The organism is Paraburkholderia sp. (genome assembly GCF_049581445.1).
GTDB lineage: Bacteria > Pseudomonadota > Gammaproteobacteria > Burkholderiales > Burkholderiaceae > Paraburkholderia.
Genome location: NZ_JBAURZ010000236.1, coordinates 1 through 14,247, shown reverse-complemented (window position 1 = coordinate 14,247; position 14,247 = coordinate 1). Strand labels below are relative to the sequence as shown.

At 62.1% G+C, this 14,247-nt stretch carries 13 protein-coding genes; 1 reads left to right on the top strand and 12 read right to left on the bottom strand.

What is annotated here, in order from left to right:
* The coding region (locus WCA85_RS20685) for a helix-turn-helix domain-containing protein (RefSeq protein WP_424066746.1) at positions 1-383 on the top strand (383 nt) is incomplete at its 5' end.
* Positions 384-444: 61 nt separating this feature from the next.
* On the opposite strand, the gene WCA85_RS20680 is transcribed toward WCA85_RS20685, so the two are convergent.
* The 12 genes from WCA85_RS20680 to WCA85_RS20625 all read right to left on the bottom strand — a co-directional run.
* Positions 445-1,635, bottom strand: a complete 1,191-nt coding sequence (locus tag WCA85_RS20680; protein ID WP_424066745.1) for an O-succinylhomoserine sulfhydrylase — start codon at positions 1,633-1,635, stop codon at positions 445-447.
* Between the two features lie 413 nt (positions 1,636-2,048).
* Positions 2,049-3,596, bottom strand: coding sequence for an amidophosphoribosyltransferase (purF, locus tag WCA85_RS20675; RefSeq protein WP_424066744.1), 1,548 nt, complete (start codon positions 3,594-3,596; stop codon positions 2,049-2,051).
* A 105-nt stretch (positions 3,597-3,701) separates the two neighbouring features.
* Positions 3,702-4,196, bottom strand: coding sequence for a CvpA family protein (locus WCA85_RS20670; RefSeq protein ID WP_424066743.1), 495 nt, complete (start codon positions 4,194-4,196; stop codon positions 3,702-3,704).
* A gap of 7 nt (positions 4,197-4,203) precedes the next feature.
* Positions 4,204-5,130, bottom strand: coding sequence for an SPOR domain-containing protein (locus WCA85_RS20665; protein WP_424066742.1), 927 nt, complete (start codon positions 5,128-5,130; stop codon positions 4,204-4,206).
* A gap of 29 nt (positions 5,131-5,159) precedes the next feature.
* Positions 5,160-6,470, bottom strand: a complete 1,311-nt coding sequence (gene folC, locus WCA85_RS20660; protein ID WP_424066741.1) for a bifunctional tetrahydrofolate synthase/dihydrofolate synthase — start codon at positions 6,468-6,470, stop codon at positions 5,160-5,162.
* Between the two features lie 244 nt (positions 6,471-6,714).
* Positions 6,715-7,587 (bottom strand): acetyl-CoA carboxylase, carboxyltransferase subunit beta, encoded by an 873-nt coding sequence (accD, locus tag WCA85_RS20655; protein WP_424066740.1) that lies wholly within the window; start codon positions 7,585-7,587, stop codon positions 6,715-6,717.
* A gap of 82 nt (positions 7,588-7,669) precedes the next feature.
* The gene (gene trpA / locus WCA85_RS20650) at positions 7,670-8,485 is read right to left on the bottom strand and encodes a tryptophan synthase subunit alpha (protein ID WP_424066739.1); all 816 of its coding nucleotides are present in this window, start codon (positions 8,483-8,485) and stop codon (positions 7,670-7,672) included.
* An 84-nt stretch (positions 8,486-8,569) separates the two neighbouring features.
* Positions 8,570-9,526 carry a DNA-methyltransferase gene (locus WCA85_RS20645; RefSeq protein ID WP_424066738.1) on the bottom strand — a complete coding sequence of 319 codons (957 nt, stop codon included), beginning with the start codon at positions 9,524-9,526 and terminating at the stop codon, positions 8,570-8,572.
* Between the two features lie 11 nt (positions 9,527-9,537).
* Positions 9,538-10,731 (bottom strand): tryptophan synthase subunit beta, encoded by a 1,194-nt coding sequence (gene trpB, locus WCA85_RS20640; RefSeq protein WP_424066737.1) that lies wholly within the window; start codon positions 10,729-10,731, stop codon positions 9,538-9,540.
* Between the two features lie 56 nt (positions 10,732-10,787).
* Positions 10,788-11,534: a phosphoribosylanthranilate isomerase gene (locus WCA85_RS20635; protein WP_424066736.1), complete on the bottom strand. Its 747-nt coding sequence runs from the start codon at positions 11,532-11,534 to the stop codon at positions 10,788-10,790.
* The gene (truA, locus tag WCA85_RS20630) at positions 11,510-12,322 is read right to left on the bottom strand and encodes a tRNA pseudouridine(38-40) synthase TruA (protein WP_424066735.1); all 813 of its coding nucleotides are present in this window, start codon (positions 12,320-12,322) and stop codon (positions 11,510-11,512) included. Before truA ends, WCA85_RS20635 begins: the two co-directional genes overlap by 25 nt.
* The coding region (locus tag WCA85_RS20625; RefSeq protein WP_424066734.1) for a FimV/HubP family polar landmark protein at positions 12,319-14,247 on the bottom strand (1,929 nt) is incomplete at its 5' end. The genes truA and WCA85_RS20625, both read right to left, overlap by 4 nt.

Sequence of the window (14,247 nt, the reverse complement as noted above, 5' to 3'; positions counted from 1 at the left end):
CCGCGCGTCTATGCGCGGCGATGCTCGCTGACGGCGGTACGACGCAGGCCGAGGCGATGGGCGCGGGTCTCGACTTCGCCCGCATCGATCGATGGCTGCGCGCGCACCTTTCCGAGCCGCTTCGCATCGCCGATCTCGCCGCACATTGCGGCTTCGGCATGCGACGCTTTCATCAGTTGTTCATCGAAGCATTCGGCGAGACGCCGCATCGTTATCTGCAGCGCCTGCGCCTCGATACTTCCGTTACGCTGCTTGCCGATCCGCGCCGGTCGCTCACTGAGGTCGCGCTCGACGTGGGCTTCAGCGATCAGAGCGCCTATACCCACGCCTTCACGCGTCGCTTCGGGCTCGCGCCCGGGCAATGGCGCGCGGTACGGCATTGATTGCGTAATTGATTGAGCAGGCCGCAGCCGCGGTCTGCTCAATCATGCTGACTTGCCCCTCTTATTGTTCCAATCCACGCGCCAGATCGTTACGGATATCGCCTGCATTTTCGAGGCCCACCGCGAGGCGGATCAACCCTTCAGTGATACCGGCGGCTGCCCGCGCTTCTGGCGTGATGCGACCATGCGTCGTCGTCGCAGGATGGGTGATCGTCGTGCGCGTGTCGCCCAGGTTGCCGGTAATCGAACAGATCTTCGTGCTGTCGATCACCCGCCATGCATTCGCGCGCTGCGCTTCGGGTGTGTCGCCCTTCAGTTCGAACGACACAATCGCCCCGCCCGACTTCTGCTGACGCTTCGCAATCTCGAACTGCGGGTGCGATTCGAGGCCCGGATAAAACACACGCTTAACGGCCGGATGCGTTTCCATCCAGCGCGCGATCTCCAGCGCATTGTCCGACTGCTTTTCAACCCGCAGCGACAGCGTTTCCATGCCCTTAAGCAGCACCCACGCGTTGAACGCGGACAAGGTCGGCCCCGCGCTGCGCACGAACGGAAACACCTTCTCCATGATGAACTGCTTCGAGCCGACCAGCGCGCCACCGAGCACGCGGCCCTGACCATCGAGAAACTTGGTGGCCGAATGCATTACGACGTCTGCACCGAGTTTCAGCGGCTGCTGCAGCGCCGGACTGCAGAAACAGTTGTCGACCACAAACAGCGCGTTCGCAGCCTTGGCGATCTTGCTGATGGCTTCGATATCGGCAATCTCGGTCAACGGGTTCGACGGCGTTTCGAGGAAAAACATCTTCGTCTCGGGACGCACGGCGTCCTTCCATGCGTCGAGATCGGTCGGATCGACGAAGGTCGTGACGATGCCAAACTTGCTGAAGATCTGCGAAAACATGCCAAGCGTCGAACCGAACAGGCTGCGCGAGCTGACAAGGTGATCGCCCGCCTGCAGCGCCGACATCACCACCGACATGATCGCGGCCATGCCCGACGCCGTTGCCATGCACGCCTCACCGCCTTCGAGGGCGGCCAGGCGATCCTGGAACATCGTGACCGTGGGGTTCGTGAAGCGCGAGTACGTGTAATTGTCCTCGGAGTTCTTGAAGCGCTCGGCGGCATCTGCGGCGCTGGCGAACACGAAGCTCGACGTGAGGAAAATCGCTTCCGAATGCTCGTTGAAGTCGCTGCGCAGCGTGCCCGAGCGGACCGCGAGGGTGTCGAAATTCAGGGAGTCGTCCATGTTGGTTCTATTTCCATTGACCACGTGTTGTCACGTTTTCCAGACCGGCGGTTCCGTTTCAGAACAGGCATGAAGCAGAACCGCGCCGGCAACAAAAAAGCCCGCTTTGCGTCGGCATAAGCGGGCTTCTGTGCGGGGGAAAGCTGGAGCGGCGGCGGACGGTTACTGCTTTTCCCACCGTTCGCTTTAGCTGTTTTGGGTTGCCCCGCGTCCGCAAGCTGAGATCAAATCGACGCAAGACACCATCGTAACATGCGTGACAGGCTGCGTGCAGGGTCGTCACGCGTGACGTTTGCTGCTCATCTCCCGCTTTGCGTTCCGCTCCGGAAAACACGCCTGCCTGGCTGCAACGGGATTTCATGCCCTCAGTTGCCCAGCGCGAGACGCCAGGCCACCGAGGGCACGCTGTGCTGTTACTCCACCGACAACTGCAGGTGCAGTTGCGAGCGCGGTGCACCACCTTCCATCGCTTCGCTTGCGGCATCACGGTCCAATTGCGCGGACGGCGCGTTACGCGCGGTTTCGATGCGATCCAGATACTCGCTCGTGACGTCACCCGTGATGTAGTTGCCGTCGAAGCACGACGCTTCGAATTCCTTCAGAGCCGGGTTGGTGTCGCGCACGGCCTGCTTGAGTGCGTCGACGTCCTGGTACACGAGGTAATCCGCACCGATCATGCGCGCGACTTCTTCATCCGTGCGGCCATGCGCGACGAGTTCGCCACGCGTGGGCATGTCGATACCGTAGACGTTCGGGAATTTCACCGGCGGCGCGGCGGAGGCAAAAATCACCTTGTTTGCGCCAGCATCGCGGGCCATCTGCACGATTTCATGCGAAGTGGTGCCGCGCACGATCGAATCGTCGACGATCAGGATGTTCTTGCCCTTGAATTCGATCGCCATGGCGTTGAGCTTCTGACGCACCGACTTCTTGCGCACCGCCTGGCCCGGCATGATAAAGGTCCGGCCAACGTAACGGTTTTTGAAGAAGCCTTCGCGATACTCGACGCCAAGTTTCTTGGCGACCTGCATTGCAGCCGGGCGCGACGAATCGGGGATCGGCATCACGACGTCAATGGCCACATCCGGTAGTTCGCGCTTGATCTTCTCAGCCAGGTAGTCGCCCATGCGCAGGCGGACGTTGTAGACCGGTACGCCGTCGAGCACCGAGTCCGGACGCGCGAGGTACACGAGTTCAAAAATGCACGGGTTCAGGCTGGCGTTGGTCGCGCACTGTTGCGAGTGCAGATTGCCTTCGATGTCGATGAAAATTGCTTCGCCCGGCGCCACGTCGCGCACGAACTCGAAGCCAATCCCTTCAATTGCCACCGATTCCGACGCGATGATCCATTCAACGCCGTGCGCGGTTTCCTGCTTGCCGAGGCACAGCGGGCGAATGCCGAACGGATCGCGGAAAGCCAGCAGGCCATAGCCAGCAATCAACGAAACGATCGCATACGAGCCATGGACCCGGCGATGCACGCCCGAAACCGCCTTGAACACGGCATTCGGATCGAGTTGCAGGCCCGAACTCGAAAGCTGCAGTTCGTGCGCGAGCACGTTGAGCAGCACTTCGGTGTCGGAGTTGGTGTTGATGTGGCGGCGATCGACGCGGAACATCTCGTCTTTCAATTGCTGCCAGTTGGTCAGATTGCCGTTGTGAGCGAGGATGATGCCGAACGGCGCGTTCACGTAGAACGGCTGGGCTTCTTCTTCACTCGTCGCGGAACCGGCCGTCGGATAACGCACCTGGCCAATGCCGGTCGTGCCGGGCAGGCTACGCATGTTGCGCGTGCGGAACACGTCGCGCACCATGCCGTTGGCCTTATGCATGTGGAAATTGCTACCGTCCGCCGTTGCAATACCCGCTGCGTCCTGACCGCGATGTTGCAGCAGCAGCAGACTGTCATAGATCAGCTGATTGACCGGGGACTGGGAAACTACGCCTACGATGCCGCACATGGCATGTCCTTCAAAGGTACGAAAGTCGTAACGGCGGCCGGTGCCGGGGAAGCATCCGGGTAACGCCGGTGTCCTGCTCGCTCCGTTGAACGGCTCATCTGATCGTCACACGCGGACGTAAGCAGCGAGCGTCTCCGGAAGCAGCGGTTTCAGTTGGTGCACGCCTTCGACCGCGTAGGGCCGCAGCAAGGCGTCGCGCCAGAATTTCTGCTGGGGCAGTTCGGTCAGGCCAGCAAGGGCGACCAGAATCAGCACCAGGATGACCCCGCGTACGAGGCCGAACATCAAACCGAGCGAGCGGTCCACGCCGCTCAAGCCCGTTGCCTGCACCAGCCGGCTCAGCAACGCATTGGCCACACCCACCACCAGCATCACGCCGACAATCAGCAGCACAAAAGCGAGCAGCCACTGGGTCAACGCGCCGCCCGGCCAGTTCACCGGCATATATGGCACGACGTAGCCGACAAAGCGGCAGGCAATCAAAAACGCTGCAATCCAGCCGATCAGCCCGAATACCTCGGCGAGGAACCCTCGCCAGGTGCCCCGCAGGGCTGACAACCCGATCACCGCCATTACAGCGTAGTCGAAGGCAGTGAACATCACCGGGTTACTGTGCCACGCCGTTGTTCGAACCCGACGTCAGACCGGCCGCGCGGACCTTCGCGATGGCTGCCGACGCAGCCGCGCGGTCAGCAAACGGACCCGCCCGCAATAGCGTGACGGTCGAGCCGTCCGCTTGCTTCCGACGTTCGGTATATGCGGGCACTCCCGCTGCTTTCAACTTGCCGGCCCATGTTTTCGCGTTGGCGTCGTCCGGGAACGAACCGAGCTGCACTGCGAAACGGCTGCCCGGCGGCGACGCGGGGGTGCCGGAATCGGCATCCGCGCCGGCGGCGCTGGTGTTCGCGTCGTTGTTTGCGCTGTTGTAAGCGTTCGCGTTCGCGACGCTTTGCGTCGGAGCAGGCGTCGTTTTTGCTGGTTTAGCCGGGGCCGCAAACGCCGTTGCAGGCGCGGCATTTGCCGTATTCGCGGCCGTTTGCGATTTGCTCGACTTGGTCGTAGCGGCCGATGTTGCGCCCGGTTGCTTCGTCGAATTGGTGACAGCAGGCGCCGCTGGAGCCGGCGCAATCCCGCCGGTGGCCGATTGCGCGGACGTCGCGCTGGTTTCAGGCGACACCGGATTGTCCGGCGCTACGCCTGCCTGCGTGTCTTCGTCGTCCGCGCTCATTTTGGGCGCCGGACGGTTAGGAATATCAATGGCGATGTCGTCAGTCACCGGCTTGGGGTGCGAATCGAGCACCATGGGCAGGATCACCACGGCTGCGACCACCATCGCGATGGCACCGACCAGGCGGCGGCGCGCGCGCTGCTTTTCAGGCAGCGTGGGGTCGAGCAGCATGGCATCGGCATCGGGCCGTTCCGTGCGGCGGGTTCGCCGCTCCACGCGCTCGCCACGGGCGGCCCGGGTGGAACTGGTATTTGCGCCGCGCCGGGTGGGCGCGTCGTCTTTCTTGCCGAACGAGAAAATACCCATGAATGGCTTGGTTCGAGGCTGCCGCGCGTTCAGTGTTGCTGCGATTTACGGTAGGCCATCACGCCGGCTACCGTATAGAAACTGCCGAAAACCACGATTCTATCATTCTCCGAGGCTCGATTTAGCGCGTCTTGGAACGCCTCGGCTGGCGAATCGAACCGCGTGATGCTGCTATCCGCTCCATCCGTGACACCGGATTCACGCAAAACAGCCTCCAGGTCCTGCGCGGAAGCGGCGCGCGGCGTGGGTAGACTGGACAGACACCAGTGATCGATCTCGCTCTTCATGTGCTCGATCACGCCGGCGATGTCCTTGTCACGCATGGCGCCAAACACAGCGTATGTGTACGGAAAATAGCCCATATTGCCGAGATTTTGCGTCAGCACCGCGGCGGCGTGCGGATTGTGACCCACGTCGAGCACAATGGCCGGCTTGCCGGGCAGCACCTGAAAGCGTCCCGGCAACTCCACATTCGCCAGACCCAGGCGGATATCCTGCGCGGAGACCGGCAGCCGGTCGCGCAGCGCTTCCAGTCCGGCCAGCGCAGCCGAGGTGTTGATCAACTGATTCGCGCCGCGCAGGGCTGGGTAGGCAAGCGCCGAACGGCGCATCGTGCGGCCCACGTAGCTCCATTGCTGACGCTCGCTGCCGGCCTGCCCTTCATAGCGGAAATCGCGGCCAAATAACCACAGATCGGCGCCGATCTTTTCCGCATGATCAATCAAAGTCTGCGGCGGCACGGGGTCGGCGCAGATGGCTGGCTTCCCGGCGCGGAAAATACCCGCCTTCTCGAAGGCGATCTTCTCGCGCGTATCGCCGAGGTATTCGGTGTGATCGATGTCGATGCTGGTGATAATCGCGCAATCGGTGTCGAGGATATTGACCGCATCCAGACGTCCACCCAGACCCACTTCGAAAATCACCGCATCCAGTCCGCGCGAGGCGAACAGATTCATGATCGCCAGCGTCGTAAATTCGAAATAGGTCAGCGAGACCGGTTCCGGCAGACTCAAACGCGCTGTTTCGACGGCTTCAAAATGCGGCAGCAGGTCAGCGTCGCTCGCCTCTTTGCCGTTCACCCGCGCCCGCTCGTTGAAAGAAAGCAGATGCGGCGACGTATGGCAACCGACCCGGTAGCCCGCGCGCAGCAGGATCGTTTCGAGAATCGCGCACGTGGATCCCTTACCGTTCGTCCCACCCACCGTGATGATGGGACAGTCAAACGACAGTTGCAGCGCGTCGCGCACCTGGCTGATCCGTGTCAGACCCATGTCGATACCGACCGGATGCGCGGATTCGAGATGCGTGAGCCACGCGTCGAGAGTGGGGAAGGTGGTCATCGGCTACGTCGGTTAGGCGGTATGGCGGGTTGTCGCGGATGCTGCACTTCTTACCGCCAACCTAACTGCGATTGTTGCGGTCCTTGCGGCGGCGCCTTGGATGATCCTTTTGGCGTTTCGCGCAACGTGAGACCGCGATTATCCCGGAAATGACAGCGCGCCGCTTGATGACCTCTCGCGGCGCGCTGTTTTTTCTGGATCGTGCCATCAGGCACGGTTTTGTTGCTGGCTGTGCGGCTGGCTCTTAGGCGACGGCATCGGCCGGCTGGCGGGACATCAGCGCCATCAGGCGGGCGATTTCTTCGCGCAGCTTGCGACGGTCGGTAATCATGTCGACCGCGCCCTTCGTCAACAGGAATTCGGCGCGCTGGAAGCCTTCCGGCAGCTTTTCACGCACCGTTTGTTCAATCACGCGCGGGCCGGCAAAGCCGATCAGCGCCTTCGGTTCCGCAATCACCACGTCGCCGAGGAAAGCGAAGCTGGCCGACACGCCGCCCATGGTCGGATCGGTCAGTACCGAGATGAACGGCAGTTTGGCTTCGGCCAGCTTGGTCAGCATGGCCGTGGTCTTGGCCATCTGCATCAGCGACAGCAAGCTTTCCTGCATCCGCGCGCCGCCCGAAGCGGTGAAGCAGATGAACGGCACTTGCTGCTCGAGCGCGTTCTGCGCGCCACGGGCGAAACGCTCTCCGACTACCGAACCCATCGAGCCGCCCATGAAGGAAAACTCGAAGCAGGCGACCACGCACGGCAGCGTGTGAATCGCGCCGCCCATCACAACCATGGCGTCAGTTTCGTCGGTTTCTTCCATCGCCTCTTTCAGGCGATCCGGGTACTTGCGGCTGTCCTTGAATTTCAGCGCGTCGACCGGCAGGATTTCCTGGCCGATTTCATAGCGGCCTTCCGGATCGAGCAAGCCGTCGAGCCGCTCACGTGCGCCAATCCGCATGTGATGGTCGCACTTCGGGCAAACGTGCAGATTGGCCTCGACGTCGTTGCGGTACAGGACCGCTTCGCACGACGGGCACTTGATCCACAGCCCTTCCGGAATGCCCTTGCGGTTTTTCGGATCGGTTTGCTTGATTTTCGGCGGCAGCAGCTTGTCGAGCCAGCTCATCTTGATTCCTTCCTGAGTCTTCGGTACGCGCAACGGCGGGGACGAACCCGCCGCGCAGCATACAGCAGACAAAAAGTAACGATTATCGGGCGGTCGCGCCGATGCTATCGAGCGCCTCGCGAACTTCGGCAACGAAGCGCGTGAGCGTCTCGGCGGCCTTGTCCGGCGTGGCTTTTTCGAGTAATTGCACGATACGGCTGCCGATCACGACGGCATCGGAAACTTCGGCCACGGACTTCGCTGTCTGGGCGTCCCGGATGCCAAAACCGACGCCCACCGGCAGGGGGACGCGCGACTTGATGGCCGGGATTTTACTCGCGATGCTGGAAACGTCCAGATTTGCCGCTCCGGTGACCCCCTTGAGCGACACGTAATACACGTAGCCGCTGGCGATTTTCCCGACTTCCGCGATGCGCTCGTCCGTCGAAGTGGGCGCGAGCAGGAAGATCGGATCGATACCGGCAGATCGCATCTGTTCGGCGAAGATTACCGACTCTTCCGGTGGGTAGTCAACAACGAGCACGCCATCCACACCAGCGTCCCGCGCAGCAGCCGCAAAGGCTTCCGCGCCCATGCGCTCGATCGGATTGGCATAGCCCATCAACACCACGGGCGTCTTGTCGTCGCGTTCCCGAAAGGTCTTCACGTCCGCCAGCACACTGCGAAGCGAGACGCCGTGCGCCAATGCGCGCTCGGACGACGCCTGAATCACCGGCCCATCGGCCATCGGGTCCGAAAAAGGCACGCCGAGTTCGATCACGTCCGCACCACCCGCGGCGAGTGCATGCATGAATTCGACGGTGCGAGCCGGGTCCGGATCGCCTGCCGTCATGAACGGGATCAGCCCTTTCTTGCCCTGCGCGGCCAGTGCCGAAAATGTGTTCTTGATACGGGACATGGAAATTTTCTCGAAAATAGTTAGCTGCGCATTCGCCGCCTTTCGGCGCCGTTCGCTGCGTGTTCTGCGCGATTGGCCGCCGAATCAGGTTTCAGCCGTGAGCGGCGCAATCGCCGCATCCGGTTCAACCGAGACGGCCGGCGCGACCGCGCTGACGCGTTCACGCGCTATCGCGCAGTAACTTTCATTGATTTCATAGCCGACGAATTCGCGCCCTTGGCGTGCGCAGGCGACTGCCGTGGTGCCGCTGCCCATAAACGGGTCAAGCACTCGACCGCCTGGTGGGCAGGAGGCCAGCACCATCCGCTCGACAATTTCCAACGGTTTCTGGGTCGGATGGTCGACACGCTCGGCATGTTGCCGATGCAGTCGCGATACCGACCAGACATCCTTCGGATTATAGCCAAGCTCCAGCCACTTGCTGCCTTCGAACAACTTGCGCGAACGCGCCTTCTTCGTGACGGCATCGTACGGGATGCGGACGGGATCGAGATCGAAGTAATAATCCTTCGACACCGCAAAAAAGCCGATGTTGTCATGCACGGACGTGAAGCGGCGAGTGGTGCCACCCATGCTGGGCACACGCCGGTCCCAGATGATCTCGTTGACCATCGTGAGGTGCGTCTTCAGGAAGCAGAAGATTTCCGGCGCGTATTGCCACGTGCAAAAAATGTACAGCGAACCGCTGGGCTTGAGTTTTGGAATGGCCAGTTCAAGCCAACTACGCGTCCAGGCGATAAAGTCATCGCCCGAGCGCATATCCGAGTCGTTTCCGTAGTCCTTGCCGAGCCCGTATGGCGGATCGGCAAGGATCAGATCAATGGAACCGTCCGGCAGGTTCGCTGCATCGGTCAGAAAATCGCGGTTCAACAGGTCAATACCGGCAGGTACCACAGGCAAAGCAGCCGGCAGCGCAAATGCTGGCGCTCCGGTCGCTTTGGCCTTGGCCGTTTTAGCTTGTGTCTGTGCCTTGGTGGCCTCGGCCGTTTCAGCCTCAGTGCCCTCGATTGCCGGTTGCGGCTCGTCGAACTCGTCGCGCATCGTCGCGGCGCTCAGAACGTGATGCCCGATCGCTCAGCGACCGTGTGCATGTCCTTGTCGCCGCGCCCCGACAGATTCACCAGAAGGTACTTGTCCTTCGGCAGGGTCGGTGCGAGTTTGGCCGCGTAGGCGAGCGCGTGACTCGATTCGAGTGCTGGAATGATGCCTTCGATCCGGCAGCAATCGTGGAACGCCTTGAGCGCCTCTTCGTCGGTGATAGCGACGTATTGCGCACGACCGCTGTCCTTGAGCCACGCGTGCTCAGGGCCGACGCCCGGATAGTCCAGGCCTGCCGACACCGAATGCGTCTCGATGATCTGGCCGTTTGCGTCCTGTAACAGATAGGTGCGGTTACCGTGCAGCACGCCGGGGCTGCCGCCGATCAACGAAGCCGCGTGACGCCCGGTATCCAAGCCATCCCCGGCGGCTTCAACGCCAATCAACTGCACGGATTTATCATCGATATATGGGTAAAAGATGCCCATCGCGTTCGATCCACCGCCGACGCAGGCAATCACCGCGTCGGGCTGACGGCCGACCAGTTCCGGCATCTGCACCTTGCACTCGTCGCCAATGACGCGCTGGAAGTCGCGCACCATCATCGGATAGGGGTGCGGACCTGCAACCGTGCCGATGATGTAAAAGGTGCTTTCGACGTTGGTCACCCAGTCGCGCATCGCTTCGTTGAGGGAATCTTTCAGCGTTTTCGAGCCGGATTCGACTGGCACGACGGTGGCGCCGAGCAGCTTCATGCGGTAGACGTTGGCGGCCTGACGGCGCACGTCTTCCGAGCCCATGTACACGACGCATTCCATGCCGAAGCGTGCAGCGATCGTGGCGGTTGCCACACCGTGCTGGCCGGCTCCCGTTTCCGCAATCACGCGCTTCTTGCCCATGCGCTTGGCGAGCAGCGCCTGGCCGATCACGTTATTGATCTTGTGCGCGCCCGTGTGGTTCAGATCCTCACGCTTGAGGAACATCTGGGCACCGCCGAGCATTTCGCTCCAGCGTTGCGCGTGATAAATGGGGGAGGGACGACCGACGAAATACTTCAGTTCGCGCTCATATTCAGCAACGAATTCGGGGTCTTTTTGATACTTCGCGTAGGCGTCGCGCAGCTCGTCGAGCGCGTGAACCAACGTTTCAGCGACGAACACGCCGCCAAATTGGCCAAAATGGCCTCGTTCATCGGGCAAGTTATACATGATGTCACTCTTCTCAGTGGGCCGGCGCGCTTCGTCCGAAGCCTGCGCCAGCCGAATCACTCTGCGTCCGCTGCGCGCACTGCGCGTACGAACGCCGCCATCCGGGCGTGATCTTTCACGCCCTTGGCGCCCGCTACTTCGATGCCGCTCGAGACATCGACCGCGTACGGGCGCACGCGATGAATCGCATCACTGACGTTTTGCGCGTTCAACCCACCACTCAAAACGGCCCGACGCGCGAGCTCTGCTGGAATAAGTGACCAATCGAAAACCTTCCCGCCGCCGCCATAGCCTTCGACATGGGTGTCGAACAGAAGGCCGCTGGCTGCTGCATAGTTAAGCGCCGATTTTACCAAATCGGCTTGCTGAGTATCAGCCCCCACACGCAAAGCGCGCAACCAAGGCAAACCCGCAACGCCGGCGAGCACTTCGCACTGAGCGGCGCTCTCGTCACCGTGGAACTGCAGCAAGGTGAGCGGGACATTGCTGGCCACCTCGCGCATCCAGTCGGGCGTGGCGTTCACGAACAACCCCACCACCGAGACGAACGGCGGCACGTCCCTGACCAGTTCCAACGCCTGCGCGACGCTCACCGAGCGCGGGCTTGGCGGATAAAACACAAGGCCGATCGCATCCGCACCGAGATCGATGGCATGCGCGACGTCGTCGGGTTTGGAAAGGCCGCACAGCTTGATGCGGGTCCGATGGGGCACGGCAGCATCCGCAGCACCCTGCTTCTGCTGCGTCTCATCTGCGGCCGACTGGTTCTGGTTTGAATTCATGATTCCGATGATTCGGTCCATACAGTGCTCCACGGCACGCTGCCTGACTGCGCGGAAGGCACCGCGAATTCCTCAGGATAGCCTACCTGCGCGAGATACAGCCCGTCGGGCATGAAAGTCGGAGCGGCCTGGTTACGGTCGTGGCTCGCCAGTACTTCGGCCATCCACGTGGCCGGATGACGCCCGCGACCGATCGCGACCAGGCATCCCATCAGGTTGCGCACCATGTGATGCAGAAATGCGTTGGCGCGGAAGCGAAAGTGAATGAAGTCACCTTGCTGCCGCACGTCGATTTGATGCAGACGCTTGACCGGGGTCTTCGCCTGGCATTCCGATGAGCGAAACGCGGAGAAATCGTGGTCGCCGATCAGACAGGCCACGGAGGCGCGCATGGCATCGACGTCAAGCGGGGTATGTACCCAACCGACGCGCCCGGCCAACATCGGCGAGCGCACCGGATGCACATAGAGCGCGTAGAAATAGGTCCGCTCGAAAGCGGAAAATCGCGCGTGGAACGTCTCTGGCATCGGCTTTGCCCACTGCACCGCGACGCTTTTCGGCAGAAATGCGTTGGTGCCGCGCACCCACGAGAAATCGGTCCGTTCGAGTTCAGTATCGAAATGCACCACCTGTCCAAGGCCATGCACGCCAGTATCTGTACGCCCTGCCACGACAGTTTGGAGCGGTGTCCGAGCAAACTCGCGCAAGGCCCGCTCGAGTTCGTCCTGAACCGTCTTGCCGTGCGGCTGCGACTGCCAACCGTAAAACGCCGAGCCGTCGTACTGGATACCTAGCGCGATACGCGTCATGACAACGGTGCGAGCGTCGACAGCATCGCGCGCGCTTCAGAGCGCGTGGTGGCGTCGTTTGCCTCAATGACTTCATGAATCAACGAACGCGCGCCGGCCAGATCGCCCAGTTCGATGTACTCCGAGGCCAGATCGAGCTTATTGCGGGCGATCTTGCCGAGATCTTCCGGCGAGAACAACGGCAGCGGCAGCGCGGGACTCGGCGGCAACTCCAGATCGAAGTCGAGGTTCAGCGCACCGAAACGCGCTGCGCCGAGGCCTGCGACAGCGCCTGCCCCAGCGGTACCGGCAGCGATTTCGTCGGCGGCCTTGGGCGGCGCGGAAGGCCGCGACGCCAAGGCTTGCTGAGCAGCGATCTCCGGGTCGACAACCGGGTGTCTATCCAGCGAAACCGGCCGCGGCTCCAACGCTGCCGAATCCAGGCGAGGCGGCAAGCCGAGGTCAAGACTGCCGAATGCATCGACGGCTTCACGAGGGAAACCCTTCGGCGCCCCCAGTTCAGCCGGGAATGGCTCCAATGGCTCCGGCAAGGGGAAGGCTTCCGGCGTGCCCCAGTGGCCTGCCGCGCCGTTCGTGTGCGATCCGGCGGCTGCAATCGTATCTTCGCCGCTCAGGGCTGGCGACTCAACTGGTGCCGTGACGCTTCCGACCGGCGCCTGGCCGTGGTTGGGCTCAATGCGATGCTCTGCGTCGGCCGCGTCGACGTGGATTGGCGGGTGTAGCGGGTCGTAGCCAGAGGCCGGCTCGTTGGGAGCAGTTGCTTCCGATGCGGTATCTGCCGCTTGCTTCCCGGTTGGGATTTCGGCCTGTTTGTCGCTATCCGAGGACTCAGCGGTTGATGTGAACGGCTCCTGTGGTACGGCGGATGTAGCGCCCACCTTGGTGTCATGATCTAGGACTGACTCCAAGGGGATTTCGGACGCTTGCTCGGAGGCTTTCGCCAAATCCTGTGACGCTTGCTCTGGCGTTCCGTTGGCGCGTTTGTGCTCAAAGGCCGCAGGTTCGAAACCTACTGGTGCGGGCTCGGAAGCGCTTTGCTCCACCGGTCGGTTCACAGGGAACGCGTCGGGATCGTAGGCCGTGGGCTCTTGCGATGCTGACGCCGGTGATTGGCTCGTCGAGCCGTCCGACACGCTGGCATGATCGGCGGGAAGTTGTTGGGGAGCGGCGTCTTGTGCCGTTGCCTCATTTGCCACTGCTTCGTGTGATGCGGCTTCGCGTGCTGCTGCCTCTTGTGCTGCTGCCTCTGGTGCTGCTGGTTCTTGTGCTGCTACGTCTTGTGCTGCTACGTCTTGTGCTGCTGCTTCGTGGGCCGCTGCCTCTTGTGCCGCTGCTTCGTGGACCGGTTCTTCGTAAGCAGCCGCTTCGTGGGCCGCTACGTCGTGTGCCATTAGGTCGTGCCCCTCCACCTCCCGCACTGCCCCCTCGTGAGCCGTCACTTCGCGCGTGCTTGCGTGCTGCTCCGCTGCGTGGCCCGTCGCCTCAAGTTCCCCCGCTTCGCGCGCTGCCGATTCCTGCGCAACTTCTTGCGCATTCGCTTCGCGCGCCATTACACCGGCCTGGACCGCCTCGCCACCTGCTACCCGACGTTGCGCCGGCTCATCAAAAGCCGCAATGTCACCCGTGAACGCTTCGACGCCTCTATCCTCACCATCCTCCGAAGGCACCGCCGTCACCACCGCCGCAGCGCGCGCGGATACAGCCGCATCAGCAGCCTCCGCAGCGCCAGCTGCACGTTTGCGTCGCCGCATCCCCCAGCCGGCCAACAAGGCCACCAGAGCCGCACCGATTGCCGCCGCAATGCCAAGGTTCGTCGAAGACAAATCCAGGCCTGTGTCCGTCGCCGGATTTCCGTTCGCCACGCCGGCATTGGTCGCCGCCGAACCCGACGCCGCGCTAGGAGCCGCGCCCGCCTGCCCGGTTGC